Raw genomic sequence first — 24,526 nt, 5'->3', positions numbered from 1 at the left:
CTCTCCCCTTTGTCCCTTCGATTTCTACAGCCGAACGGAAATATCGTTTTTCTTTAGTGCTTTTTTCAAATCCGGAATCGCCACTTCTCCGAAATGGAAAATGGACGCCGCCAGACCGGCGCTTACCGTCGGAATCTCTTGGAAGAGGGTGACGAAATCCTGAATGCAGCCCGCACCGCCGGAAGCGATGACCGGTACATCCACCACTTCGCACACCGCCTTCAGCATCGGTAGGTCAAATCCCTGTTTCACGCCGTCGGTATCGATGGAGTTGAGCACCACTTCGCCGGCGCCTCTCTCCACACCTTCTCGAATCCATTCCACCGCATCCATGCCCGTGTTCTCTCGGCCGCCCTTGGCGAAAACCCGATAGGTTCCATCCACCCGAGCTGCATCCACGGACAGGACCACGCACTGGTTTCCATATTTTTCCGCCGCCTGCCGGATCAGCTCCGGATTCCGGATGGCACCGGAATTCACGCTGACCTTGTCGGCACCGCACTTCAGCACCCGGTCGAAATCCTCCAGGCTGTTGATGCCGCCGCCCACGGTGAGCGGGATAAATACCTTGGAGGCCACTTCGGTCAGCACTTCGGTGAACAGCTTCCGTCCCTCTGCGGATGCGGTGATATCGTAGAATACCATTTCGTCCGCACCGTTTTTCGTGTAGTATTCCGCCAGTTCCACCGGGGAATTTACGTCGCTGAGGCCCTGAAAATTCACGCCCTTCACGACTCTGCCATCTTTTACATCCAGGCAGGGGATGATTCTTTTCGTAATCATTCTGCCTCCTGTATTGCGCTCTTCAGATCAATCACGCCCTGATAATACGCTTTTCCGATAATCGCACCGTAGAGGCCGATGTCCTTTAAGGCCCGAATGTCCTCGATGGACGAAATTCCGCCGGAAGCGATGAAGCGCATCTTGTACTTCGCAGTCAGCTTTTCGTACATGGCCCGGTTGGTTCCCTCCAGCGCACCGTCCTTGGAAATATCGGTGCAGATGATATATTTCACGCCCTTCATCTGCATGTTCTCGCAGAAATCGTGAAGCGTGTACATGGATTTCTGGGTCCATCCCCGAATTGCCACATAGCCGTCCTTTACATCGGCACCTACCGCAATCCGATTTCCATGCAAACGCGTCGCCTCCACCACCAGGTTTTCGTTGGTAATGGCCGACGTGCCCAGGATAATCCGGGACGCTCCCATATCGATATACTTTTCAATGGTTTCCATATTTCGAATGCCGCCACCGATTTCCACCTTCAGACCGGTGGCATCGATAATCTCTTTAATCACCCCCATATTCGGTGTTCCCCCATCCCGGGCACCTTCCAAATCCACCACGTGAATCCAGCGAGCACCGGCTTCTTTAAATTTCAGCGCCGTGTTCACCGGGTTTTCATCGTAGACGGTCATCTGGTCGTAATCTCCCCGGAACAGTCGAACGGCTTTTCCTTCATAGAGATCGATGGCTGGTAAAATTTTCATTGGCATACCTCCTATAGTTCACAGAAAGCTTTCAGAATCGAAAGTCCCACCTCACTGCTTTTCTCCGGATGAAATTGGCATCCGTACACGTTATCTTTCTGAACCGCCGCGGTCATTTCCACCCCGTAATCCGTGGTGGCGATGACGTACTCCGCCGGCGTCTCCGCATAATAAGAATGCACGAAGTAGACGTAGTCCCCATTGGCGGTGTTTTTCATCAGCGGGCTGGGCTGCTTCAGCATCAGCTCGTTCCATCCGATATGAGGGATGGGCAGATCCTTTGGGATTCGTCCCTCCATGGGAACAATTTCTCCCGGAATCAATCCCAGGCCTTCGTATTCGCCGTACTCATAGCTCCGATCGAAGAGCATCTGCATTCCCAGGCAGATACCCATCAAGGGCTTTCCCTTTCCGGCTTCTTCCTGTACCACTCGGTCCAGGCCGGTGCTTCGAAGGGCTTCCCGGGCATCCCGGAACGCGCCTACGCCCGGAAGAATTAATTTATCCGCTTTCCGAATTTCCGCCGGATTTCCGGTGTAATCCGCATCGATTCCAATCGCTCTCAACGAGGATTTCAGGGAAAACAGGTTCCCTACCCCGTAATCGATAATTCTAATCATTACAGTAGTCCTTTCTTCAGAAGCTCTTTCTCCAGCTCCTCCGTGGAGGACAGTTCCTTCCGAACCGGGGCTGCCGGCTCCCGAGAAACCTGCTGGGTCATTCCCTTCGCGATGCCCTTGGAATAGGTGTCGCTGCCCAGCCCCCGGGGAACATCATCGTATTCATCCTCTATGGGAATCACATCCTCTTCCGTCTCCGTCAGTCGCCCTTTGGTGGAAGGAATTTCATTGCGGAAGCGCTCATCCACCGCCACCGCTTTTCGCAAGGTGTGGGCCAGAGATTTGAACATTCCCTCAATGATATGGTGACTGTTTGTTCCCGCCAGCTGCCGGATATGAAGGGTCACGCCGGCATTTCGAACGAACCCCATCACGAACTCCTCTGCAAGCTCCGTATCGAAGGTCCCCACCTTCTCCGTTGGAATTTCCATTCGGTAATCCAAATATGATCGGCCGGAAATATCCAGAGAGGTGAGAATCAAGGCTTCATCCATGGACAAAGTCGTATCTCCGTAGCGACAGATGCCCTGTTTATCCCCCAGCGCCTTTGCAAAGGCCAGTCCCAGGCTGATTCCGATATCTTCCACCGAATGGTGATCGTCCACGTACACATCCCCCTGACACTTCACCTTCAGGTCAAACCCGGCATGCTTCGCCAGCAGCACCAGCATATGATCCATGAATCCAATCCCCGTATCGATTTCACTCCAACCGCTGCCGTCCAGATCCAGATAAAGCTGCACCTGCGTTTCTCCCGTGGAACGGTTCACTTCGGCTTTTCTCATCTTCTATTCCTCCTGCAGAATTTCTCTCAGCTTTTCAAAGAGCACATCCATCTGCTCTTTCGTACCTATAGTAATTCTAACATAATCCTGAATCCGTTCTGTGGTGAAATGACGAACCAGAACCCCTTTCTCTTTTAATTTCCGATAAAGCTTGTCGCCATCCATTCCGGGACGACGGGCAAAAACAAAATTCGCTTTGGACGGAAGTACCTCGAAGCCCATGGACGTCAGCGTTTCTGCCGTATACTTCCGGTTTTCCTGAATGATTTCGGCGTTCTTTCGGTAATACGCCTCTTCCTCCATCGCTGCGCTTCCCAGAATCAAAGACAGGGTATTTACGCTGTACGGATTGGTAGAGTACTGAAGGGTAATCAAATCTCGAATCAGCTCCTGATTTCCGATGGCAAATCCCAATCTCCCTCCGGCAAAGCTTCGGGATTTGGAGAATGTCTGAGAGATGAGAATATTGTCGTATTTCTTGGTAAGAGGTACGGCAGACTCCGCTCCGAAATCCACGTATGCCTCATCGATCAGCACGACGTGATTCGGATTTGCTTTTACAATCTCTTCGATGACCTCTAATGACAGGGCGATTCCCGTCGGTGCGTTAGGGTTTGGAATAATGACGTTGCAGTCGTTCCGGCAGTAATCCCTGTAATCGATGGTCATGTCCTCCTGCAGGGGCACCTTTCGGAAATTCACCCCGTGAAGGTTGGCGATGACTTCGTAGAAACTGTAGGAAATATCCGGAAACAGCAGCGTGTCTTCATCGTCATTAAAGGCCATCATAGCGAAGTTCAGGATGTCGTCCGAACCGTTGGCCAGGAACACGTTCTCCGGCTCCACCCGGAACCGATCCGCCAGCATCGCCTTCAATCGGCGTCCCGTGGGATCCGGATACAGCCGAAGCCGCTCCATGTCCGCCTCTTTCAGCCTCCGGCAAACCTCCGGAGCCGGCGGAAACGGAGATTCATTGGTGTTTAGCTTAATGTACTCCATTTCCTTCGGCTGTTCCCCCGGTGTATATGATTGAAACCCTTTATACCGTTCTCTGATATATCGACTCATGGCTTACCGCTCCTTCCTGTTTTTTCTCACCAGAACGCTTCTTCCGTGAGCATCCAAGCCCTCTTCCGCCGCGAAGCGCGCCACCTTATCCGCAATCTTTGCCAGTGCATCCTCCGTGTAATAGGAATACTGCATCTTCTTGGTGAAATCGTCCACCGACAGCGGGCTGTTGAATCGCGCCGTCCCGCCGGTAGGCAGGGTGTGGTTCGGTCCCGCAAAATAATCCCCCAGCGCTTCCGGGCAGTTCTTTCCCAGGAAGACGGATCCGGCATTGCGGATTCGATCCAGATAATCAAAGGGATTGTCCACGCAGAGCTCAAAGTGCTCCGGCGCAATCTCGTTGGCGATATCGATTGCGGTTTCGATATCTTCCGTTAAAATAATTTTTCCGTTATGGTCAATGGATGCCCGGGCAATCTCCTCCCGCGGCAATACCTTTAATTGCTTTTCCAATTCCTGCGGTACCGCTTCCGCCAATTCCGGGCTGTCCGTCACCAGCACCGCGGTTGCAAAGCGGTCGTGTTCCGCCTGGGACAGCATATCCGCCGCCACCACTTCCGGAACGCAGGTTCCGTCCGCTACGATGAGAATCTCGCTGGGACCGGCAATCATATCGATGGAAACTATGCCGTAGACCTGTTTTTTTGCCTCTGCCACAAAGGCATTTCCCGGCCCTACGATTTTGTCCACCGCCGGAATGGTTTCCGTTCCGTATGCCAGCGCCGCAACGGCTTGGGCTCCGCCCACCCGAAAAATTCGATTTGCGCCGCCGATCTTTGCCGCTGCCAGCAGCACCGGGCTGATTTTTCCATCCGTGGCCGGTGTGGTGATGATGATTTCCGACACTCCGGCGATGTGCGCCGGAATGCAGTTCATCAATACCGTGGACGGATATGCCGCGGTTCCCCCCGGCACGTACAGACCGGCTCTCTCAATCGGCACCACCTTCTGTCCCATGACAATTCCCGGTTTCTCGTTCAAGATAAAGCTGTTCCTCTTCTGGCGGCTGTGAAATTCCCGAATGTTTGCCGCCGCCTCTTCCAGTATTTCAATCAGCTCCGGATCCACGGAACGGTACGCCTCGTCGATTTCCTCCGGCGTCACTTCCAGGGGTTCTCGGGAGCGATCGAATTCCAGATTGTACTGACGAAGGGCTTCGTCCCCGTCCCTCCGAACCGTATCAATAATTTCCGATACAATGTTCTCCACATTTGCCGGCATCTCCGTGCGGGCAAAAATATCTTCCGGGGCCACTTCCCCGTATTTGTAAGTTCTAATCATAGTATGCAATCTCTACCCTTCTTTCCCTGCTTCATTACTTCTCGGAAACTTCCGATGCCAGTCCTTCCAGCACCGCCTCGATTTCCCGAGTCTTGAATTTGAATGCGGACTTATTGGAAATAAACCGGGCGCTGATGTCCACGATGGTCTCCTGAATCTCCAGGTTGTTGGCCCGAAGGGTGTTCCCGGTCTCCACAATATCCACAATCACATCGGACAGCCCCAGAATCGGCGCAATCTCGATGGATCCGTTCAACTTGATGATATCGATATCTCTGCTTTTACCCCCGTAGAACTTCCGGGCGATTTCCGGAAATTTGGTGGCGACCCGAAGGGTATGCCCCGTGTCGTCCCGCCAATCCTTTGGCGCCGCGACCATCATCCGACACTTGCCGCACTTCAGGTCCAGCAGCTCGTATACGTCCGGCTTGCTTTCCAGGAGGATGTCCTTCCCCACAACTCCCACATCTGCAGCCCCGCGTTCCACGTAGATTGCCACATCCGAAGGCTTCACCCAGAAATATCGAATGCCCTTTTCTTCATTTTCAAAAATAAGCTTGCGGCTTTCCTCCAGGAGCTCCGGGCATTCAAAACCCGCATCGGCGAACATCTGATACACCTTCCGTCCCAGTCGCCCTTTGGGAAGCGCTACGTTAATCGTCTCTTTCAACCGTCTTCACCTCCCCGTTTTCAATTCGCACCAGCTCGCGATAACGGAGCTTCTTCGGAACTCGTTTTTGCACGGAGACGCTGAGTCCCCGGTCCGTGTAATCTCGAACCACCTGATTTAGCTGATTCAAATCTTCCCACGGCTGATCCAGAATCACCACATCCACATCGATGTCACGGCGAACGCGGTTCAGCTCTTCCAGGGAATCCATGGAAATGGAAAAACCGATGGCGCCGGCACTTTCCTTTCCCATCACTTCCATCAGGTTGTCGTACCGACCCCCTGCCAGAATCGGGCGAGCAATGCCCTTGATGAATCCCTGGAAAGTCACGCCGTTATAATAGCCCATGTCGTTTACCGCGGAGAAGTCGAAGCGCACGTTCTTCTCCAGCTTCTGTGCCTTCAATACGGATACCAGCACTTTCAGTTCTCCCACAGCACGACGCATGGTGTTGTTCACCGCCAGCTGATCCAGCTCGCCCACCACTTCGTCAATGGGACCGTAGGTGGTAATCAGCTTTCGAAGACGCCGAATCATTTTCTCCGGAACGCCCTGTTTCCGGCAGATTTCCGCTGCGCCGTGGAAGTTTTTCTCTCCGATGCACTGCAGCACCTTTCGTTCCGCCTCCTTGGGCAGATTCAGCAGAGAAGCCAGTGCCCGAACGATTCCCATATGGGAAAGATCCATCACGTAATTCTCATCGATCAGTGCCAGACTTCGCACCGCCAAAAGAATCACCTCGCACACATCGTAGGATCCGATGTCCCCGATGCATTCGATGCCGGTCTGGGTGATTTCCCGGAAATCCCCATATTCTCCGGAAAGTCGATAGACCTCATCATCGTAGCAGAATTTCTGCACCTCTCCCGGCAAGGGTTCCGCCATCTTGGCGATGGACAACGTCACGTCCGGCTTCAACGCCATCAGCTTTCCCCGGGCATCCGTAAAGGTGAGAATTCCATCCTCCCCCAGAAAATCCTTATTCTCAGCGTACAGCTCGTACTCTTCGAACTTTCCGGTCTTAAAGCGCCGGTATCCGTAGTTCCCGAAAAGCTCCCGAAGCCGATACACTGCCTTCTCGTCATTCCTCAAAATTCTGTCGTAATCAATCATCCTCTTCCTTTAGCCTTTCCAATACCGCTTTGTATCCGCCGGGTCCGTACATCAAGCATTTGTTCACCCGCCCGATGGTCGCCGAACTGCTTCCCGTTTCCTTGCTGATTTCGTTGAACACCATGCCCTCCGACAGCAGCTTCGCCACCTCCAGCCGACGGCAAATATCCTGAATCTCCTTAATCGTACAGATATCCTCGAAGAATTCCTTCACTTCCTCTTCATTCTGAAGAGATAACACGGCCCGAACAAAATTATCGTAATACTTCTTTTCCTTTTCGTTCATTCCAACCATCCCCTCCTCTTCGGTTGTGTTCATGCTTTAGCACGCTAACATTGTAACACGCAGCTTTTTGTAAGTCAATTTTCTTGGTTAGTTTTTATAAAAAAACATAAAAAAATTGTGCTAAAAATATTAATTCTTAGCACAATTTCGTTATTCTTTCGTTTCCGGCAAGGCCTACTGTTCCGAGCCTTCTTCCAGATATTTCCGGCGAAGGGTTCCCGGCTGCACGCGAACCAATTCTCCGTACGGTTCCAGCAAATCATCCAAATCGTATTCGTCAAATCCGATCAGCGCATATATTCCGTTGATGGAATGCTGCCGAACCTCTTTCGGGGTCTTCACTTCCAGCATGCCCTTCCCCTTGAAATACAGGCAATTGACTTCATCGTCCCGAATGATTTCCTTGAGATCCTTATCCTTAATATAATAGGTAATCATCATCATTCCCTGCTGATAGATGTAGTACAGGCCCTTTGGCGCCGCCTCAATTCGGGCAGAATGAATCGCACCGAAGGGCTTCTCGTACACTTTCTTCCCCAAGCGGTTCACCAGAAGGGTTACCAAACCGGTTACCCAGATGGATGCGTGCAGCGGCAGCATCTCCTTGGCAGTGCTTCCTCCTTGAGTAAAGAGATAGGCCTTGTAAATGCCAAAACACCCGAGTCCGAATACCAGGAACGTCAGGAGGCGGTACAGCTTATACTTCGGATGCGCCGCATACCATTCGTTCTTCCTCCGGTTCAGCAGATTTAAATCTCCCAGATACTTATCGTTATTTCGATCTACGTATAATTCTTTCTTGTTCTGTTCGCTCATTGATTCCTCGTTATTCTTCCACTCCGGTCATCTGCAAGAGATTGACCCACTGATCGTATTCCTCGCCGGTGTACATTTCCAAATCGATTCCCGCTTCCCGCAGAGTGCTGTTCTCCCGGTGAGCCTTCTTCGCAATCTGCGCCGCCTTCTCATATCCGATATGCGTATTCAATGCGGTTGCCACCATCAGCGACTTCTCCGCATTTTCCGTCATCTTTTCTTCGTTTACCTCGATGCCCCGAACGCAGTTCTTTTCCAAAGAAGTGAGGGACTCTGCCAGCAGATTAACCGATTCCAGGAACGCCTCTGCCATTACCGGCATGTACACGTTCAATTCAAAATTTCCCTGAGATGCGGCCACGCCGACTACGGTATCATTGCCCATCACGCGCACCGCTACCATGGTGGCGGATTCTGTCTGAGTCGGGTTCACCTTCCCCGGCATGATGGAACTACCCGGCTCGTTGGATGGAATGGTAATCTCACCCATTCCGCATCTCGGGCCGCTGGCCAGCCAGCGAATGTCATTGGCCATCTTCATCAAATCGGCCGCCAATCCCTTCAGTGCGCCGTGAGCCGCCACGTAAGCATCCTTCGAAGACAGGGCATGGAATTTATTCGGTGCGGTGACGAAATCTTTTCCCGTCAAACGGTTCAGGTTCACCACGGCCTGCTCCGCGAATCCCTTCGGCGCATTCAGGCCGGTGCCCACTGCCGTACCTCCCAGCGCGATTTCCTTCAGGGATGGCAAGGTTCTCTTTACGTTTTCCAGACTGTGCTCCATCATGGATTTCCAGCCGCTGACCTCCTGACCGAATGTAAGCGGAACTGCATCCTGAAGATGGGTTCTTCCGGTCTTGATGGTCTTCATGTATTTCTTTTCCAGTTGATCCAGGGTCTGAATCATGCAGTTCACCGCCGGAATCAACTTCTCCTCAATGGCGAACACCGATGCAATGCTCATGGCCGTCGGAAAGGTATCGTTGGAGCTCTGGGATTTGTTCACATCATCGTTGGGATGGAGCACCCGACTTCCTGCCAGATCCGCTGCACGGCCGGCAATGACCTCGTTCACGTTCATATTGGTCTGGGTACCGCTTCCGGTCTGATAGACCACCAACGGAAAATGATCGTCCAGTTTACCCTGGAGAATTTCATCGCACACGATAAAAATGTAGGACGCCTTCTCCGGCGGCAGCACCTTCAAGTCCATGTTGGCGCAAGCCGCTGCATTCTTCAGATAGGCAAATGCGTGAATGATTTCCACCGGCATCTTTCCGCCCACCTTGAAGTTCTGAAAACTCCGCTGCGTCTGTGCACCCCAGTACCGATCTGCCGGCACCTTCATTTCTCCCATCGTATCCTTTTCGATTCTGTATTCCATCTTTCCTTGCCTTTCCCTCTGAGGATTCTATCAACAATTAACGGTGAATCGGACGGCACACGCCGGAAGCAACCGCTTCCGCCGATACGGCATCCGCAATGGCATCTGCCACCCGCTCGTCAAACGCATCCGGAAGTACGTAGTCCGCATTTAGCTCTTCGTCGGTGATTACCGATGCCAGTGCCTCGGCTGCCCGAATCTTCATTTCCTGAGTTACCTTGGTAGCGCCTACTCGCAGCAGCCCCTTAAAGAATCCCGGGAACACCAATACGTTGTTCACCTGGTTCGGGAAATCGGAACGACCGGTTCCCACAACCACAGCGCCGGCTTCCTTTGCCACGTCCGGCATGATTTCCGGCACCGGATTTGCCATGGCGAAGATAATCGGATCCCGGTCCATGGAGCGAACCATTTCCGGTGTCACCGTATTCGCCTGGGATACGCCCACGAATACGTCCGCATTGTGAATGGCATCTTTCAATGTTCCGCTCTGGTGAATCGGATTGGTGCGATGAGCAATTTCTTCTTTTACCGCATTGTTTCTCGGATTTCCTTCCATGACGATACCCTTGCTGTCGCAGAGGATGACGCTTCCCAGATGAAGGTCCAGAATCAGCTCCGTAATGGCGATTCCTGCCGCACCGGCGCCGTTCACCACGATCTTCAGATCTCCCCGTTTCTTTCCTACCACCTTCAGGGCATTCAGAATTGCCGCACAGGTGATGATGGCGGTTCCGTGCTGATCGTCGTGGAAGATCGGAATATCACACTTCTCCACCAGCTTCCGCTCGATTTCAAAGCATCTCGGTGCGCCGATGTCCTCCAGATTGATGCCGCCAAAACTCTTGGAAATCCGATAGACGGTCTCCACGATTTCGTCCACATCTTTGGTATCCACGCACAGCGGGATGGCATTCACGTTTCCGAAACGCTTGAACAGCGCACATTTTCCTTCCATTACCGGCATTGCGGCGCTGGGACCGATATCCCCCAGTCCCAGAACGGCGGTACCGTCGGTGATTACCGCTACCAGATTACCCTTTCCGGTGTATTCATAGGCCAGGTCTTCGTCTTTCCGGATTTCCAGGCAAGGCTCCGCAACCCCCGGTGTGTAAGCAATCGCCAGATCCTCATCGTTCTCAATCGGCGCTCTCAGCGTGATATCCAGCTTTCCTCTCCACTCACTATGCTTCTGCAGTGCCACTGTTCTGTTGTCCATGTTCCTTTTTCCTCCTGTCCCGGGTTCCAATCAATAATTCAAAAAAAACGAATAGACGCGACCGCGTCGCTTTTCGTTTACCATATATAGAAAATCCATCCCCTCGGCACTTGACCTGGTCTTTGACCCCACACTTGCCTTGACCCGAGTTTCCCGGAGGACTTACTTCTAAACTACGCCATGATCACCGCCGCTTCCTGCTGACGGCTTACGTGGATCCCTTTGCCCGCAGCTGGCTTGGACTTTCAACCACAAACATACCGTGGAGATGAATTTCTATGCAACATTATGTTTTGTAGTATACCATATTATGAAGGCTTATATCAACACTCTCCGTAATAGTGAGCAAATTTCAGCGGTCCAAAATGATATACCTCCCACGTTTCCAGCATTCCCTGGGTCGCCTTCTCAACCGGCACGTTTTCGGTAATAACATATAAATCTTTGCCCGCACTTCTGTCGTCGGTCTTTTTGTACTTCATCGTGACTGCACTCTTCGGTGAATATGTGAATACCGCAAGACGCAGCATGATATCGGTGGAGCACATCGCAAGCAAAATCGCCAGTACGACAATCGCCGCCACAGCTCTTGTCTTTTTTCTTTTCTTCATATTTTCACCTCCGTCAATACTAAGACTTTTTTCTGTGTTTTTATTTTAAAACAACAGCACTACTTCGTCAATCAATATTTATTTCTCCTATATATTGATTTTACCTTTTAACTATAATAAAATAGCTTTAACATAGGGAGGATATTATGATACACGAACGAAACAATTTTAAAATGGGAACAGTCGAAATGCTGGTCCTGTCCCTATTATCACAGAAAGACCTATATGGCTATGAAATCAGCTTGCTGCTCAAAGATTTATCGGAAGGATCATACGTTGTGCCGGAAGGAAGTCTTTATCCGGTTTTGTACAAATTAGAAGATAAAAAGCTTATCACTTCGCATGCTATTCAAACCGGAAAACGTCGTGTACGTAAATATTATCATATTGAAGCTACCGGGCTAGAGAGACTTGACCAACTTTTGTCTGATTACCGCGTAATTGCTGATAGCATCGAATCGATATTGTCGGCAAAACTATCCGATGATAAGGAGAATTAGGAATGAATAACAACACAGAAGTAAAAAAGTACATAAAACAAATACGTGCTCTTCTTCCTGCTTTCAACAAATCTGAAAGAATATTTTTATCAACACTATCTGATCGAATATATGATTACCTAGATGATAATCCGGGTGCTAAGATGAAGGATATCGAAAATCAATTTGGTACCCCTCTGGAAATATCCCAAAGCTATATTTCTTCCCTGGATACGGAAGAGTTGTTTAAGCGAATCTCTGCAAGACAACTTTTGCGTCGTCTTTTTATCATTATCTCAATATCTTTTATCCTAGGACTCGGTTTTTTTAGTGCTTGCACATATAAGGCCTATCTCCATTATAAGAATACCATTATTACTGAAATTACAACTGAAACTACTATCGAAGAATAAGAGAACTAACACAAAAGCTCAAGGAAGGAGTTAAACTTCATGAAACGAATCTTGGTCATTACCACACTGTGTATTCTTTTTTGCTGCACTTCACTCACCGCCTTTGCAGATTCCTCCGATTTTAAAGTGCAAACGGAATATCTAGGGGATGGTAGTTATTACGAAACTGTACTAATCCAAAATAATAACTCAATTATTACTGACACAATATCAACATTATCTAATTCAAAAACTACAGCAGGCTCCAAAACAACATACTATAAAAACTCTTCCGGAAAGGTTATATGGTATGTCAAGGTGTCCGGAACATTCACATATGGCGGTGGGACTTCAAAATGTACCAAAGCATCAGTGACTGCAGAATCAAAAGATAGTGGTTGGAAAATATCTAATAAATCATCTTGGAAAAAAAGCAATAAAGCTTTTGCTAAAGCAACAGGTACACATTATTTCAATGGAATACCAAAAGAATCTTTTTCACGCACCGTAACAATCGCTTGCAGTGCGAAGGGAAAAATTTCTTAACCTTTAGACGCTTCACGAGAGTGTGAGAACAGCCAAAAGAACCGGCACAACCCTACAATCGGGTAAACGCCGGTTCTTTTTCTGCTATCTTCATCCTAATTCGCTCGGACCTATTCACTTTTCACCACATCTGCGCCTGCCGCAAAGGTCAGCACGTACACCTGCCGTGCTCCGCCGGCCAGCAGCACTTCCGCCGCCCCGTCCACCGTCGCGCCGGTGGTATAGATATCATCGATGAGAAGCACGTCTCGATTCCGAATGGCCTCTGCATTCCGCAGAGTCATTACGCCGGAAAGAATCTGCCGCCGTTCCTCCGGAGTCATTCCCCGAAGCGGCGCTGTGTTCCGACTGCGCAGCAGCACATCCGGGCAAAAAGGCATATCCTCCAGCCGGGCGAAGTGCTTTCCGATTACGCTCGCCTGGTTATATCCCCGAATCCGCTCCTTCTCCGGATGCATGGGCACGGGCAAAATCAAATCGTACATCAGTCCGGTTTCCCGGCGAAGGGCCTCCATCCGGTCGTGCATCACCGTACCAACAGTGCGGCCGATATCCGTCCGCCCATGATATTTCAGCGCAAAAACAATGGACCGGGGAAGCTGCCCGTACTCGCAGCAGGTGAACCCCATATCGAAGATATGAGCATGTTCCCGGCAACTGAAACAGATGTCTCCCGGATTGTTCTCTGATAAGATTTTTCCGCATTTCCGGCAGGTCCTCCCCGTCGCCCAGCGAATCTCCCGTCGGCATTCGTTGCACAAGCGATAGGGCCGGGTGCTGTCAATCACCTTGCCGCAGCAGATGCAGTACAGAGCGTCCGGGTAGACCAAATCCAATACTTGTTCTTTCAGCATTCGAAAATTCATAAACATCCTTTCCGAATGCATCTGGGTAAAAATATATTTTTTCCGGCCGCCGCTTTCCGATGCAGCTAGCCGATGGTATTTCCGAAGTCGATCTGGCGAAGGCGATATTCCAGTCCGGTATATCGCTCATCGATTCGGTTGTTGTCCACCATGGCGTGCATCCGATCCTCGGAGCCCACCACCACTACCAGGTTTTTGCCTCGGGTCACGGCGGTGTACAGCAGGTTCCGGGTCATGAGCATCGGCGGGAACCAGGTCATGGGTATCACCACCGCCGGGAATTCGCTTCCCTGGCTCTTGTGCACCGTGATGGCATAGGCCAGCTCTAACTCCATCAGGTCTTCGTTCTCGTACACCACCACTCGATCATCGTAGCGAACGGAAACCCGTCCGGATTCCGGATTGATGCCCTCAATTCGGCCCATATCGCCGTTAAAGACGCCCTTTCCCTTCTCGGTCTCACCGTCTCGCTTCCACTCCATCATGTAGTTGTTCCGGAGCTGCATCACCTTATCCCCTTCCCGGAAAATCCGGCTTCCGGATTTCTTTTCCCTCTTCTCTTCGGACGGCGGATTCAACACGCCCTGGAGAACCTCGTTCAGATGAATGGTTCCCAGCAAGCCTTTTTTGGTAGGGGTCAGCACCTGGATGTCGTAGCCGCTGTGAATAAAATCATAATAATTCTGCAAACGCCCCCGAAAGAGATCCTCCACGGTATTCAGGATATCCTCTTCCCGCGATCGTCTCATTACGAAGAAATCCTTGTTGCTCTCATTGGCATACGGATACTCGCCCCGCTGAATCATATGGGCATTCACCACGATTAAGCTCTCGCCCGCCTGGCGGAAAATCTCGTGAAGCCGCACCGCAGGAATGTATTCGCTGCGCAGCATATCTCGGAGCACGTTGCCTGCGCCCACCGAAGGCAGCTGATCCGCATCGCCCACGATAATCAGGCGCGTTCCCGGCTTGACAGCCTTCAGCAATCCTTCCATCAGCATCAAATCCACCATGGAGGCTTCGTCGATGATTACCGCCTTTTCTTCCAGAGGGTTCTCCTCATTGCGACCGAAATTCATCTCGTGCTCATCCTCCGAATAGACGTATTCCAGCATTCGGTGAATGGTCATGGCCTCCACGCCGGAGGTCTCCGTAATTCGCTTTGCCGCCCGACCGGTAGGCGCAGCCAGCGCCACTTTGATATCCAACTGTTCCAGTATGTAGACAATGGTATTGATAATCGTGGTTTTTCCCGTTCCCGGACCGCCGGTGATAATGCAGACATTTTCCGTCAGCGCCTGACGGACCGCGCCCCGCTGCTCTTCGGAAAGGTGAATTCCGCCGGATCTGTTTTTTTCCGCGTCCTGAATCAGATTGTCCAGGTCTGCCGGCAGGGGGTCGATGTGCGCCTCTTTAATCTGAGCCAGATGCCACGCCACGCTCTGCTCCGCCAGATAATACCCATAAAGGTACACCACCGGCGTCTCCTCAATCGTATCCGTCTGAAGCTTCCCCTGGAAAATCATCTGGACCAGGCATTCCTCCACCTGTTCCGACCCCACGTCCAGAAGCTTCACCGTGGATTCCAGCAGCTGTTCCTTGGGCATGTAGGTGCTTCCGCTCTGAGCAAAATTTTCCAGCACATAGGCCACGCCGCTCTCCAGCCGGAATTCGCTGTCTTCCTCAAACCCCAACTTCATGGCAATCTCATCGGCCTTCCGAAAGCTGATGCCGTAAATATCCTCCACCAAGCAGTACGGATTGTCTTTCACCACTTCCAGGGATTCGCCGCCGTACAGCTTATAGATGCGAACCGCCTGAGCCATGGTAATTCCCAGTTCTCTCAGGGAAAAAGAAATTTTCGTAAATTCAATAGTCTCGCCGAAGGATTCCGTGATCACCTTCAGGGATTTCGGTCCGATCCCCCGAATTGCCAGCAGCTTCTCCGGATTCTGCTCCAGCACATCCAAGGTGGATTTCCCGAAGCGATCCACAATCAAATTGGCCATCTTCGGACCAATGCCCTTCACGTTTCCCGCCGCCAGAAAAGCGCGGATTCCATCGGCGTCGTCCGGAATCACCTCTTCGTAGGATTCCGCATTGAACTGCTCGCCGTATTTTCGGTGCATTTTAAATTCCCCAACGATACGGTATTTCACGCCGGGATTCGGATCATGAAAACTTCCGGTCACCGTAAACTGTTCGTCTTCCGTTTCAAAGACGCCCACCGTGTATCCATTTTCTTTATTATGAAAAATTACCCGCTCCAGTTTCCCGATTTTTTCCATGACTCTCCACTTCTGTTATGTCTATTTTTCTCTCACCCTAAAATTTCCGTCGGTACAGTTTCCGATTATCCAGAGTCCATACCCGTTCGCCGAATTCTCCCGGCTCTACCTTGGATAAGCTCTCTTCCATATCGAACATCTTTGCATCCACAATATCCAAGTAGTGGAGCATTTCCGCTTCCGGAAAAAGAGGCTTTCTCGGGCTGCCGAATTCCGGCTCGTAGTGGTGGCTGAGAATCATATGCTCCAGAAGAATGGTCTTCTCCGTTCCGATTCCCAGTTTCCGGCACCGATCGTGAATCAGTGTCACGCCCTGCACCAAGTGCCCCAGCATCTGACCTTCAAAGGAATACCCCGGCGACACACCATGGGTATCCGACAGAATCTCATTCAATTTCTCGATATCGTGGAGCACTACTCCCGCCAAAAGCAGATCCTTGGAGAGGTTGGTATACACTGTACAAGCTTGCTCTCCCATCATCATCATCCGCTTCACGTGGTACAACAGTCCGCCGTATTCCGCATGGTGATTGCTCATGGCCGCCGGGTAGTACATCAGCTTCTCCCGGTTCTCTTCGTAGATTGTCAGGCAGAGCTGCTTCAGCTCCTCATCCTGAAATTCCCGAATCTTTCCTACAATATAGTTATACATGCTTTCCGAATCTTCCGGCGCCGACTTGTAGAAATCGGCAGGCACCAGACCGTCGTCCCGGTTGGCGTGGCGAATCCGGGTAACGCGCAGCTGCTTCGTTCCCTTCCACTCCGTCACTCCGGCTTTCACCTTGATGATATCGCCCACCTGGATTCGATTAATGCCATCCAGCTCTTCATCGGAAATATCCCATTTCTTCGCCGAAATCTCTCCGGTGCAGTCCGCCAATGTCATGTCCAGATATTTTTTCCGATTGGATCCCACCCGAATGGCAATGGTCTTCACCATGAAAAAATCCATAAATTCCATATCCGCCTTCAATTGAAGAACATAATTCTGCTTCATTCGCTTCTCCTTTACACTTCATACATTCGTTTATTATACATTATCCCGGAATCCCCTTCAAGAAACTATGGCATAGCGAGTTTTATTTTTACCCGGGATGTGCTATGATGAAATGTATTGTAAGGAGGTAGCTTTATGGAATTTGATGCAAAGAAAGCAACGCAAGCCACGATTCAGTGGATCCGCGACTGGTTTCGGACGAACGGTCCCGACTGCAACGCAATTATCGGAATCAGCGGTGGAAAAGACAGTTCCATCACCGCCGCCCTGCTGGTGGAAGCGCTGGGCAAAGATCGGGTCATCGGCGTGTTGATGCCGAACACCTCCCAGTCAGACATTGACATGGCGCAGCTTCTGGTAGACCATCTTGGAATCCGCCATTACACCGTAAATATCGGCAGCTGCTACGACGCACTCATGGAGGAAATTCGGAATTCCATCGGTGAAGTGAGCCGGGACAGCGAGATTAATCTCCCGCCGAGACTTCGGATGTCCACCCTTTACGCCATCGGACAATCCATGAACGGCCGGGTTGCCAACACTTGCAACCTTTCCGAGGACTGGGTGGGATATTCCACGCGTTACGGGGATGCAGCCGGCGATTTCAGTCCAATTTCCAGTTTCACCACCGCCGAGATTCGGGCCATGGGCCGCGAACTGGGCGTTCCGGAAGTGCTCATCGAGAAGGTTCCGTCCGACGGACTCAGCGGCAAGACCGACGAGGACAAACTGGGATTCACCTATGAGGTATTGGATCGATACATCCGCACCGGCGAGATCGACGATCCGAAGACCAAGGAACGCATCGACACCCTGCACGAGCGAAATCTCTTTAAGCTGAGATATATGGACAGCTTCGTATATGAAGGTTAATAGATTGCGGTAAAAATAAATCGGAGGCGGCACGGGTTACGGTGCATCCTCCGATTTTTATTTTGGGGTCCTCACTTTTCCGATTCTTCTTCGCTCCGCCGGCTCAATCCCAGGTCATTTCCCAGGCTGTGGGCGTACCCGATGGATTTGGTTCCGTATTTCTTTCGAATCGCATCCATAGTGCGTTCAATCTTCTCTTCCTGCACCGAATTCGAATTCACCGAATTTGAATTGTTCTTCGGCTCCGGCGAAAACATCTCCGCCATGTCGAAAATCGACACTTGCTCCGGGGCATCTTCCTTTGCCAAATAAATTGCGGTCACCGTCAGAAGCCGGATTTCCCGGTCCATGAACCCCGCTTCCTGAATCAGCTTCAGAGCAATTCGGCGAATGGTCTGCGCCGTGACGAAAGACCGCTCCACCCGCCGCTGCCGGGAGATTCGCCGAAACTCCGGCGTGGTAATTTCCACTTTCACCCCGTACGCCTTCATCTCATACAGTCGAAGGCGCGTGCTCACCCAATCGGCAAGCTCCGTTACCGCCAAAGACACATCATCCTCGCCTCGAATATTACGCCGAAAGGTCACTCCGTGACCCACAGATTTCACATCATCCCAATCGCCCCAGCGACGAACCGGCGATGTATCCTCGCCGTTGGCCGAACGGTGAAGATCCTCTCCGTGCACGCCGAAACTTCGCTTCAGAAAACCCACATCCGCCCGGGCCAGCTCTCCAATGGTGTAGATATGAAGCTTCTTCAACTTCTCTGCGGTGGCTCTTCCCACATAGAAAAAATTACCTACCGGCTGTGGCCACAGAATCTCCCGGTAGTTCTCCCGTGAAATCACCGTGGTGGCATCCGGCTTTCGGTATTCCGATCCCATCTTCGCAAAAATCTTGTTATAGGACACGCCCACCGAGAGGGTGAGGCCGTACGTCTCCCGAACCCGGTTCCGAATCTGATCCGCAATCTCCTCTGCCGGTCCGAACAGCCGCTCGCTGCCGGTGACGTCCAGCCAGGATTCGTCGATGCTGTAAGGTTCCACCAGATCCGTATAAGACCGATAGATCTCATTGATTTTCTTGCTGTAAAAAGAATACTTCTCGTGGTGCGGCGGCAGAAAGGTCAGCTCCGGGCATTTCCGCAGCGCCTGCTGAATCGTCTCCGCCGTGGTGACGCCGAATTTTTTGGCCGCCTCATTTTTGGCCAGCACAATACCGTGACGATTCTCCGGATTTCCCGCTACCGCCACCGGTACGTCCCGCAGCTCCGGATGTTCCAGAAGCTCTACGGAAGCGTAGAAACTATTCATATCGCAGTGGAGAATCTTTCGGTCCATTGTGCTCTACCGGTTTTGAATCCGATGGGCCGCATTCAGAATCGGGTCGATATATTTTCGGTCCACCAGGTCCACCCCTTCTTCGATATTTCGAATCATCTTCATGGCAGCGCCGCCATCCTCTGCCGTCTGTCCGGACTTCAACACTTTCTTGGCAACCGCCATCAGCATCCGATCCAAGCCCTTTACCTGCGCCGGATCGTACCGTCCCGGGCAGAAAAACAGCTGCATCCGGTCCATATTCTCCCGACCGTCGAAATTGATTTCACAGATCTGAAGGTAATTCTGTGGATTGTATTCCGAAACCCCGGTCACGAATAGAATCGTGTGATCCTTCGAGCCTTCCAAATAGGGCTCAATCTTATCGAAATCCACGATGCCGCTGCCCCGCAGCCAGGAACCGTAGATGATCAAATCGTATTCCGGAATGGTCTCTTTATCGAAATCCTTCAATGCCGCACATTCGCATTCCAAGGACTGTGCAATCCATTCCGCATACTGCTGAGTCGCTCCCCGCTTGGAGGTATATAGTACAATTGCTTTTTTGTTCATTCTCGTATTCTCCTATCGGATGTCACCTACCGGCTGAGTACATCCACGCATTCGTACAGGTGACGGTCGAACTCCTGAGTTTCCGCCAACGCTTCTTTCAAATTAAAGCCCAGCACTTTTCCGTCCACCAGACCGATGGCCTTATTCGTCAATCCCGCATCCAGAAGCTCGATGGCCTTGTCTCCGCAGCGGGTGGCCAGCATCCGATCCTGAAGGGTCGGCGATCCGCCTCGCTGGAGATACGACAGCACCACCAGACGGACGGAACGCCCCGTACGTTCGGAAATTTCTTTTACCAGCTCCTGCGAATCCATCGGATATCCCTCTGCCTTGATGATAATGCTGTGCTGCTTCCCCTGATTGCAGCCTTCAATGATCTTCCGGCAGACGGAATTCACATCCCGATCCACCTCCGGAAGGAGCACCGCTTCCGCACCGCCGGCGATTCCGGCATACAGTGCGATATCGCCGCAGTGACGGCCCATAACCTCCACCACGGTGGTTCGTTCGTGGGACGAAGAAGTGTCCCGAATTCGGGTAATCGCATCCAGCACCGTGTTCACCGCGGTGTCAAAGCCGATGGTGCTTTCCGTATATCCCAGATCGTTGTCGATGGTTCCCGGAATGCACATCACGTTCACGCCCAGACGTGACAGCTCCAAGGCGCCGGCAAAAGAACCGTTTCCGCCAATCACAACGATGGCGTCCAGCCCAAAGGTTTCAATGGTGGTCACGGCTTTCCGACGTCCCGCCTCCGTCATAAAACGCTCACTGCGGGCGGTTTTCAGCATGGTGCCGCCCCGCTGAAGGATGTCCCCCACCGCACGGCGGTCCAGCTCTTCCAGTTCGCCGTCAATCAGGCCCTCATACCCTCGATAGATTCCGTAGACCTTCATTCCGCGGGCGATGCCGAAACGCACCACCGCCCGAACCGCTGCATTCATTCCCGGTGAATCTCCGCCGCTGGTCAATACTCCAATTTTCATCATCTTTTGTCCCCTTTCGTTTTTTAACCCTTTACATTATCGTTTCCCAGCAGATCCTTCAGACGGCGCTCCAGCTTCTCGCTAAAATCCACCCGATACTGACTGCTGGTTTTCACATTCCTTCCTCCCGGAAGGAATACCATTACGTCTCTATTCCCCGGATATTCTTTCAGAACGCCCATGATTTCTTCCAGCACCAGATTTCGGCTTCCCAGCCGTTCCACATATTCCGGCGGAACCCGCAGCTTCACCAGGTTGGCGATATCCTCCGTCGGTCGCCCCGCCGAATTCTGTCTCCCCGCCGGATTCGGTCTGCCGGACCGGAAATTTCCCCGCCGGCGGAACTCCTGAATTTGATGGATATCCGCCAGGTTGTCCACCAGAACCTCCGGTGCGGAATCCTCTTTAATGGACAGCTTGCCGGAAATCGCCACAATCTGATCGGTCTGCACCAGATGTCGGAATTTTTCGTAGGCGGACGGAAAAATAATTCCATCCATAATGCCGCTGAAATCCTCGAACTGAATTCTGGCCATCTCCTGGGCTTTCCGCGTAATCATGGTTTTCACCGATACCAACATTCCCGCCATTACCACTCGGTCCCCGTCCCGATACCGTCCGTAGGCGGACTCCATGCCCGGCATGTTCTCGGACATGCCATCCGTATCCATCGAAGACACTTCCAGAATCTCCGACACGGAAGCGGTGGTGTTCGTCTCGATCAGCTCTCGGTAATCATCCAACGGATGGCCGGAAAGGTAGACCCCCAGCATTTCTTTTTCCATGGACAACAGCTGGTCCTTCTCGAAATTGGCGATTTTCGGCAGCTCCGGCGTAGTGCGAACCTCCTCGATTAAGCTTTCGTCCAGCTGGAAAAAAGAAATCTGGTTCTGCCCGGAATTCCGAGCCCGCTTCTGCGCCCGAGAAACCGCATCGTCGCACACCGCAATCATCACCGCCCGGTTCGGATTGATTTCATCCAAGGCACCGGCTTTAATCAGGGATTCTACGGCTTTCCGATTCAGCTCCTTGGCATCCAGACCGTCTACGAAATCGTAAATATCCGTCGGCTCCGGATTGTCCTTTCGAGCATCGATAATCGCCCCTACGATTCCCGTGCCCACGTTCTTTATTCCTGCCAGGCCGTACCGAATCCGATCTCCTTCCACGGAGAATTTCTCTTCGCTTCGGAGAACCGATGGCGGAAGCACCTCAATTCCCATTTCGCTGCAGTTTCGAATGTATGCGGAAATGTGTCCCGGCTGTCCCATCACGCTGGACATCAGCGCCGCCATAAATTCCTTCGGATAGTGGCATTTCAGATATGCCGTCTCGTAAGAAACCACGGCATATGCCGCCGCATGGGATTTGTTGAAGGCGTACTGGGCGAAGCTGACCATATCTTCGAAGATGGTTTCCGCCGCCTCCTTGGAAATTCCGTTGGCCACACAGCCGGCAATCTCCACGGAACCGTCCTCCGCCTTCTTTCCGTTGATAAAGTATTCCTTCTCTTCCAGCATCACCGCCATTTTCTTTTTGCTCATGGCACGGCGCACCAGGTCCGACCGCCCGTAGGAGTACCCGCCCAGGTCCCGCACAATCTGCATTACCTGTTCCTGATACACCAGACAGCCGTAGGTAACCCCCAGAATCGGCTCCAAATGCGGATCCACATACTGAATCTTCTCCGGATGTTTCTTATTCTCAATGTATTTCGGGATGGAATCCATCGGACCCGGCCGATACAGGGAGATTCCCGCGACGATATCTTCAAAGCAGGTGGGCTTCAGGTTCTTCATAAAATCCGTCATGCCGCCGCTCTCCAACTGGAAAACCCCCTCCGTATTGCCTTCTGCAATCATCTCGTAGGTGGCCGCATCGTTGTAATCCATCGTGGAAAAATCAATTTCGATTCCCTGATTCTCCCGAATCAAGTCCAAGGCATTTCGAAGCAGCGTAAGATTTCGCAGCCCCAAAAAGTCCATTTTTAACAATCCCAGTTCCTCAATCGTGGTCATGTTGAACTGCGTCGCCGGTCCCTTATCCGAGGAATACAGCGGAACGTATTCATCCAGTGGAAGCTTACTGATTACCACGCCCGCCGCATGGGTGGACGCATGTCTCGGCAGACCTTCCACCGCCATGGACATGTCCAAGATATCCCGAACCAAAGGCTCCGTATCGTACCTCTCCCGAAGGCTGTGGTTGATTTCCAACGCCTTGGAGATGGTCATTCCCAGCTCATTCGGAATGGCCTTGGCGATGGCATCTCCATCGGCATAGGAAGCGTCCAGCACCCTGGCCACGTCCCGCACCGCCGCTTTTGCTTTTAGCGTACCGAAGGTGATAATCTGTGAAACCTTATCCTTCCCGTACTTTCGCACCACATAATCGATGACGTCCTGACGGTGTTCAATACAGAAATCCACGTCAATATCCGGCATGCTCACCCGCTCCGGGTTCAGGAACCGCTCAAAAATCAAATTATATTTAATCGGATCGATTTCCGTGATGTGCAAAGTATACGCCACGATACTTCCGGCGGCGGATCCTCTTCCCGGACCCACGGCAATGTCGTGAGTCTTTGCGTAGTGAATGAAATCCCACACAATCAGGAAGTACTCCACATACCCCATGGTCTCGATGACATTCAGCTCACTCTCCAGACGGATCCGGTAGCTGTTGTCCTCCTCCATGGCCGCATCGCCGTATCGCTCCCGCAGCCCTTCGTAACAGAGCTTTCTCAGGTACCGATCGTTGGTCAAACCCTCCGGTGGAACAAATTCCGGCAGGTGATATTCCCCAAAAGTAAATTCCACCTTGCACCGGTCCGCGATCTCCTGGGTGACTTCCAGGTATTCCGGGTGTCCCGGAAAAAGCTCCTGCATTTCCGCTTCGGATTTCAGATAGAATTCGTCGTTTTCGAATTTCATCCGGTTCGCGTCGTTCACCTTCGAACCGGTTTGAATGCACATCAGCACATCCTGTGCCTTCGCATCTTCTTTTCTTATATAGTGGGCATCGTTGGTGGCCGCCAGCGGAATATTCAAATCCTGAGAAAGACGTTCCAATCCGGCAATCACCGGACGGTCCTCCGTCAGAAAATGGTTCTGAATCTCCAGAAAGAAATTACCCTTTCCAAAAATCTGCTCCAATTCCATGGCTTCCCGCCGCGCTCCATCGTAATCGTTTCGCATCAGCATTCGCTGCACATTTCCCGCCAGACAGCCGGAAAGGCAGATGATTCCTTCGCTGTGCTCCCGGAGCACGTTTTTGTCCACTCTTGGTTTGAAATAGAAACCATCCACATACCCTGCGGATACTATTTTTACCAGGTTCCCATACCCCTTCTGGTTCTCCGCCAATAAAATCAGATGACCGCTCATCCGGTCTTTCTCCGGATCTCGGTCATTTATCGTGCGGGCCGCAGTGTACACCTCACACCCGATAATGGGCTTGATATCCTGCTTTTTGCATTCCTTGTAGAAGTCGATAATCCCGAACATGGCCCCGTGATCCGTAATGGCCAGAGAATTCATTCCCAATTCCTTGGCGTAGGCGGGGAGTTCCCGAATTCGAGATAATCCGTCCAAAAGGCTGTATTCAGTATGTACGTGAAGATGCGTAAAAGCCAATGTGGTCACTCCATTCTGTTTCTGTCGATCAAAAAGGGGCTCTTCCCTTTTTTCCGTTTATATGTATACAGAATTTATTATATCACACATTGCACGGATATTTTTCTGTAGTCTAAAAAATATCCGTGACAAATGCGAACCATTCGGTTTTCAATGATAACCTTTCACTTTTAAAATTGTTTTTGAATTAGTACAATCTCACACGGATAATCACACGACTCACGA

24 protein-coding genes are annotated in these 24,526 nt (G+C 51.5%); 4 read left to right on the top strand and 20 right to left on the bottom strand.

All coding sequences use genetic code 11. The features are described 5' to 3' along the window. Window positions 1–24 precede the first annotated feature (24 nt). The 13 genes from hisF to PUE40_RS01640 form a co-directional block, all read right to left on the bottom strand. Window positions 25–783: an imidazole glycerol phosphate synthase subunit HisF gene (gene hisF, locus PUE40_RS01700; protein ID WP_277671703.1), complete on the bottom strand. Its 759-nt coding sequence runs from the start codon at window positions 781–783 to the stop codon at window positions 25–27. Then, window positions 780–1,493, bottom strand: a complete 714-nt coding sequence (gene hisA, locus PUE40_RS01695; RefSeq protein WP_277671702.1) for a 1-(5-phosphoribosyl)-5-[(5-phosphoribosylamino)methylideneamino]imidazole-4-carboxamide isomerase — start codon at window positions 1,491–1,493, stop codon at window positions 780–782. The genes hisF and hisA overlap by 4 nt, the downstream gene beginning before the upstream one ends. An 11-nt stretch (window positions 1,494–1,504) precedes the next feature. Further along, complete coding sequence (gene hisH / locus PUE40_RS01690; protein WP_277671701.1) at window positions 1,505–2,113, bottom strand: imidazole glycerol phosphate synthase subunit HisH; 609 nt, start codon at window positions 2,111–2,113, stop codon at window positions 1,505–1,507. Then, window positions 2,113–2,898, bottom strand: coding sequence for an imidazoleglycerol-phosphate dehydratase HisB (gene hisB / locus PUE40_RS01685; protein ID WP_330681517.1), 786 nt, complete (start codon window positions 2,896–2,898; stop codon window positions 2,113–2,115). Before hisB ends, hisH begins: the two co-directional genes overlap by 1 nt. Window positions 2,899–2,901: 3 nt before the next feature. Beyond that, window positions 2,902–3,966 carry a histidinol-phosphate transaminase gene (gene hisC, locus PUE40_RS01680; protein ID WP_277671700.1) on the bottom strand — a complete coding sequence of 355 codons (1,065 nt, stop codon included), beginning with the start codon at window positions 3,964–3,966 and terminating at the stop codon, window positions 2,902–2,904. 3 nt (window positions 3,967–3,969) lie between these two features. After that, a complete protein-coding gene (hisD, locus tag PUE40_RS01675; RefSeq protein WP_277671699.1) occupies window positions 3,970–5,247 on the bottom strand; it encodes a histidinol dehydrogenase in 1,278 nt (425 codons plus the stop codon). Window positions 5,248–5,281: 34 nt separating this feature from the next. After that, window positions 5,282–5,917, bottom strand: coding sequence for an ATP phosphoribosyltransferase (gene hisG, locus PUE40_RS01670; protein WP_277671698.1), 636 nt, complete (start codon window positions 5,915–5,917; stop codon window positions 5,282–5,284). Then, entirely contained in the window at window positions 5,901–7,031 is a 1,131-nt protein-coding gene (locus tag PUE40_RS01665; RefSeq protein ID WP_277671697.1) for an ATP phosphoribosyltransferase regulatory subunit, read from the bottom strand. The genes hisG and PUE40_RS01665 overlap by 17 nt, the downstream gene beginning before the upstream one ends. Next, window positions 7,024–7,317, bottom strand: a complete 294-nt coding sequence (locus tag PUE40_RS01660; RefSeq protein WP_154553420.1) for a YerC/YecD family TrpR-related protein — start codon at window positions 7,315–7,317, stop codon at window positions 7,024–7,026. The genes PUE40_RS01665 and PUE40_RS01660 overlap by 8 nt, the downstream gene beginning before the upstream one ends. Window positions 7,318–7,491: 174 nt before the next feature. Continuing rightward, window positions 7,492–8,133 carry a hypothetical protein gene (locus PUE40_RS01655; RefSeq protein ID WP_277671696.1) on the bottom strand — a complete coding sequence of 214 codons (642 nt, stop codon included), beginning with the start codon at window positions 8,131–8,133 and terminating at the stop codon, window positions 7,492–7,494. Between the two features lie 10 nt (window positions 8,134–8,143). Beyond that, the gene (gene fumC / locus PUE40_RS01650; protein WP_277671695.1) at window positions 8,144–9,517 is read right to left on the bottom strand and encodes a class II fumarate hydratase; all 1,374 of its coding nucleotides are present in this window, start codon (window positions 9,515–9,517) and stop codon (window positions 8,144–8,146) included. A gap of 37 nt (window positions 9,518–9,554) precedes the next feature. After that, on the bottom strand, window positions 9,555–10,736 hold the full coding sequence (locus PUE40_RS01645; RefSeq protein ID WP_277671694.1) for an NAD(P)-dependent malic enzyme: 1,182 nt from the start codon (window positions 10,734–10,736) through the stop codon (window positions 9,555–9,557). A gap of 323 nt (window positions 10,737–11,059) precedes the next feature. Further along, window positions 11,060–11,347, bottom strand: a complete 288-nt coding sequence (locus PUE40_RS01640) for a hypothetical protein (protein WP_277671693.1) — start codon at window positions 11,345–11,347, stop codon at window positions 11,060–11,062. 146 nt (window positions 11,348–11,493) lie between these two features. On the opposite strand from PUE40_RS01640, the gene PUE40_RS01635 reads away from it, so the two are divergent. The 3 genes from PUE40_RS01635 to PUE40_RS01625 are packed head-to-tail and all read left to right on the top strand — an operon-like array spanning window position 11,494 to window position 12,764. Beyond that, window positions 11,494–11,847: a PadR family transcriptional regulator gene (locus PUE40_RS01635; protein ID WP_154553415.1), complete on the top strand. Its 354-nt coding sequence runs from the start codon at window positions 11,494–11,496 to the stop codon at window positions 11,845–11,847. A 2-nt stretch (window positions 11,848–11,849) separates the two neighbouring features. Beyond that, entirely contained in the window at window positions 11,850–12,239 is a 390-nt protein-coding gene (locus PUE40_RS01630; RefSeq protein WP_277671692.1) for a DUF6120 family protein, read from the top strand. A gap of 39 nt (window positions 12,240–12,278) precedes the next feature. Beyond that, complete coding sequence (locus PUE40_RS01625) at window positions 12,279–12,764, top strand: hypothetical protein (protein ID WP_277671691.1); 486 nt, start codon at window positions 12,279–12,281, stop codon at window positions 12,762–12,764. Window positions 12,765–12,874: 110 nt separating this feature from the next. Here PUE40_RS01625 and PUE40_RS01620 read toward each other — a convergent pair whose 3' ends face one another. The 3 genes from PUE40_RS01620 to PUE40_RS01610 all read right to left on the bottom strand — a co-directional run bounded on the left by PUE40_RS01620 (window position 12,875) and on the right by PUE40_RS01610 (window position 16,915). Next, window positions 12,875–13,618: a ComF family protein gene (locus tag PUE40_RS01620; RefSeq protein WP_277671690.1), complete on the bottom strand. Its 744-nt coding sequence runs from the start codon at window positions 13,616–13,618 to the stop codon at window positions 12,875–12,877. A 77-nt stretch (window positions 13,619–13,695) separates the two neighbouring features. Continuing rightward, the gene (gene recD2 / locus PUE40_RS01615; RefSeq protein WP_277671689.1) at window positions 13,696–15,918 is read right to left on the bottom strand and encodes an SF1B family DNA helicase RecD2; all 2,223 of its coding nucleotides are present in this window, start codon (window positions 15,916–15,918) and stop codon (window positions 13,696–13,698) included. A gap of 37 nt (window positions 15,919–15,955) precedes the next feature. After that, window positions 15,956–16,915, bottom strand: coding sequence for a 3'-5' exoribonuclease YhaM family protein (locus PUE40_RS01610; RefSeq protein WP_277671688.1), 960 nt, complete (start codon window positions 16,913–16,915; stop codon window positions 15,956–15,958). Window positions 16,916–17,050: 135 nt separating this feature from the next. Here PUE40_RS01610 and nadE point away from each other — a divergent pair, with 135 nt between their 5' ends. Then, the gene (gene nadE, locus PUE40_RS01605; RefSeq protein ID WP_277671687.1) at window positions 17,051–17,788 is read left to right on the top strand and encodes an NAD(+) synthase; all 738 of its coding nucleotides are present in this window, start codon (window positions 17,051–17,053) and stop codon (window positions 17,786–17,788) included. Between the two features lie 71 nt (window positions 17,789–17,859). On the opposite strand, the gene dinB is transcribed toward nadE, so the two are convergent. The 4 genes from dinB to PUE40_RS01585 are packed head-to-tail and all read right to left on the bottom strand — an operon-like array spanning window position 17,860 to window position 24,310. Beyond that, window positions 17,860–19,128 carry a DNA polymerase IV gene (dinB, locus tag PUE40_RS01600; protein ID WP_277671686.1) on the bottom strand — a complete coding sequence of 423 codons (1,269 nt, stop codon included), beginning with the start codon at window positions 19,126–19,128 and terminating at the stop codon, window positions 17,860–17,862. A 6-nt stretch (window positions 19,129–19,134) separates the two neighbouring features. Further along, complete coding sequence (locus PUE40_RS01595) at window positions 19,135–19,680, bottom strand: flavodoxin domain-containing protein (RefSeq protein WP_154553409.1); 546 nt, start codon at window positions 19,678–19,680, stop codon at window positions 19,135–19,137. Window positions 19,681–19,706: 26 nt separating this feature from the next. Then, window positions 19,707–20,669 (bottom strand): 6-phosphofructokinase, encoded by a 963-nt coding sequence (gene pfkA, locus PUE40_RS01590; protein WP_154553408.1) that lies wholly within the window; start codon window positions 20,667–20,669, stop codon window positions 19,707–19,709. A gap of 20 nt (window positions 20,670–20,689) precedes the next feature. Then, window positions 20,690–24,310 (bottom strand): DNA polymerase III subunit alpha, encoded by a 3,621-nt coding sequence (locus PUE40_RS01585; protein ID WP_418888094.1) that lies wholly within the window; start codon window positions 24,308–24,310, stop codon window positions 20,690–20,692. Window positions 24,311–24,526 lie beyond the last annotated feature (216 nt).

This window comes from Mogibacterium kristiansenii, from assembly GCF_029224645.1.
Classification (GTDB): Bacteria; Bacillota; Clostridia; order Peptostreptococcales; family Anaerovoracaceae; genus Mogibacterium_A; species Mogibacterium_A kristiansenii.
Note: the sequence above shows the minus strand (reverse complement) of the source record. Positions and strands in the feature narration are given on the sequence as shown.

What these genes read in the sequence shown, in the direction of transcription:
- PUE40_RS01640 (WP_277671693.1), bottom strand. Translation starts at nt 11,347, where the DNA reads ATGAAGAAAAGAAAAAAGACAAGAGCTGTGGCGGCGATTGTCGTACTG.
- PUE40_RS01655 (WP_277671696.1), bottom strand. Translation starts at nt 8,133, where the DNA reads ATGAGCGAACAGAACAAGAAAGAATTATACGTAGATCGAAATAACGAT.
- hisF (WP_277671703.1), bottom strand. Translation starts at nt 783, where the DNA reads ATGATTACGAAAAGAATCATCCCCTGCCTGGATGTAAAAGATGGCAGA.
- nadE (WP_277671687.1), top strand. Translation starts at nt 17,051, where the DNA reads ATGGAATTTGATGCAAAGAAAGCAACGCAAGCCACGATTCAGTGGATC.
- PUE40_RS01595 (WP_154553409.1), bottom strand. Translation starts at nt 19,680, where the DNA reads ATGAACAAAAAAGCAATTGTACTATATACCTCCAAGCGGGGAGCGACT.
- hisD (WP_277671699.1), bottom strand. Translation starts at nt 5,247, where the DNA reads ATGATTAGAACTTACAAATACGGGGAAGTGGCCCCGGAAGATATTTTT.
- hisB (WP_330681517.1), bottom strand. Translation starts at nt 2,898, where the DNA reads ATGAGAAAAGCCGAAGTGAACCGTTCCACGGGAGAAACGCAGGTGCAG.
- fumC (WP_277671695.1), bottom strand. Translation starts at nt 9,517, where the DNA reads ATGGAATACAGAATCGAAAAGGATACGATGGGAGAAATGAAGGTGCCG.
- PUE40_RS01665 (WP_277671697.1), bottom strand. Translation starts at nt 7,031, where the DNA reads ATGATTGATTACGACAGAATTTTGAGGAATGACGAGAAGGCAGTGTAT.
- PUE40_RS01635 (WP_154553415.1), top strand. Translation starts at nt 11,494, where the DNA reads ATGATACACGAACGAAACAATTTTAAAATGGGAACAGTCGAAATGCTG.
- hisA (WP_277671702.1), bottom strand. Translation starts at nt 1,493, where the DNA reads ATGAAAATTTTACCAGCCATCGATCTCTATGAAGGAAAAGCCGTTCGA.
- PUE40_RS01630 (WP_277671692.1), top strand. Translation starts at nt 11,850, where the DNA reads ATGAATAACAACACAGAAGTAAAAAAGTACATAAAACAAATACGTGCT.
- dinB (WP_277671686.1), bottom strand. Translation starts at nt 19,128, where the DNA reads ATGGACCGAAAGATTCTCCACTGCGATATGAATAGTTTCTACGCTTCC.
- PUE40_RS01660 (WP_154553420.1), bottom strand. Translation starts at nt 7,317, where the DNA reads ATGAACGAAAAGGAAAAGAAGTATTACGATAATTTTGTTCGGGCCGTG.
- recD2 (WP_277671689.1), bottom strand. Translation starts at nt 15,918, where the DNA reads ATGGAAAAAATCGGGAAACTGGAGCGGGTAATTTTTCATAATAAAGAA.
- PUE40_RS01610 (WP_277671688.1), bottom strand. Translation starts at nt 16,915, where the DNA reads ATGAAGCAGAATTATGTTCTTCAATTGAAGGCGGATATGGAATTTATG.
- PUE40_RS01645 (WP_277671694.1), bottom strand. Translation starts at nt 10,736, where the DNA reads ATGGACAACAGAACAGTGGCACTGCAGAAGCATAGTGAGTGGAGAGGA.
- pfkA (WP_154553408.1), bottom strand. Translation starts at nt 20,669, where the DNA reads ATGATGAAAATTGGAGTATTGACCAGCGGCGGAGATTCACCGGGAATG.
- PUE40_RS01625 (WP_277671691.1), top strand. Translation starts at nt 12,279, where the DNA reads ATGAAACGAATCTTGGTCATTACCACACTGTGTATTCTTTTTTGCTGC.
- PUE40_RS01620 (WP_277671690.1), bottom strand. Translation starts at nt 13,618, where the DNA reads ATGCTGAAAGAACAAGTATTGGATTTGGTCTACCCGGACGCTCTGTAC.
- hisC (WP_277671700.1), bottom strand. Translation starts at nt 3,966, where the DNA reads ATGAGTCGATATATCAGAGAACGGTATAAAGGGTTTCAATCATATACA.
- hisH (WP_277671701.1), bottom strand. Translation starts at nt 2,113, where the DNA reads ATGATTAGAATTATCGATTACGGGGTAGGGAACCTGTTTTCCCTGAAA.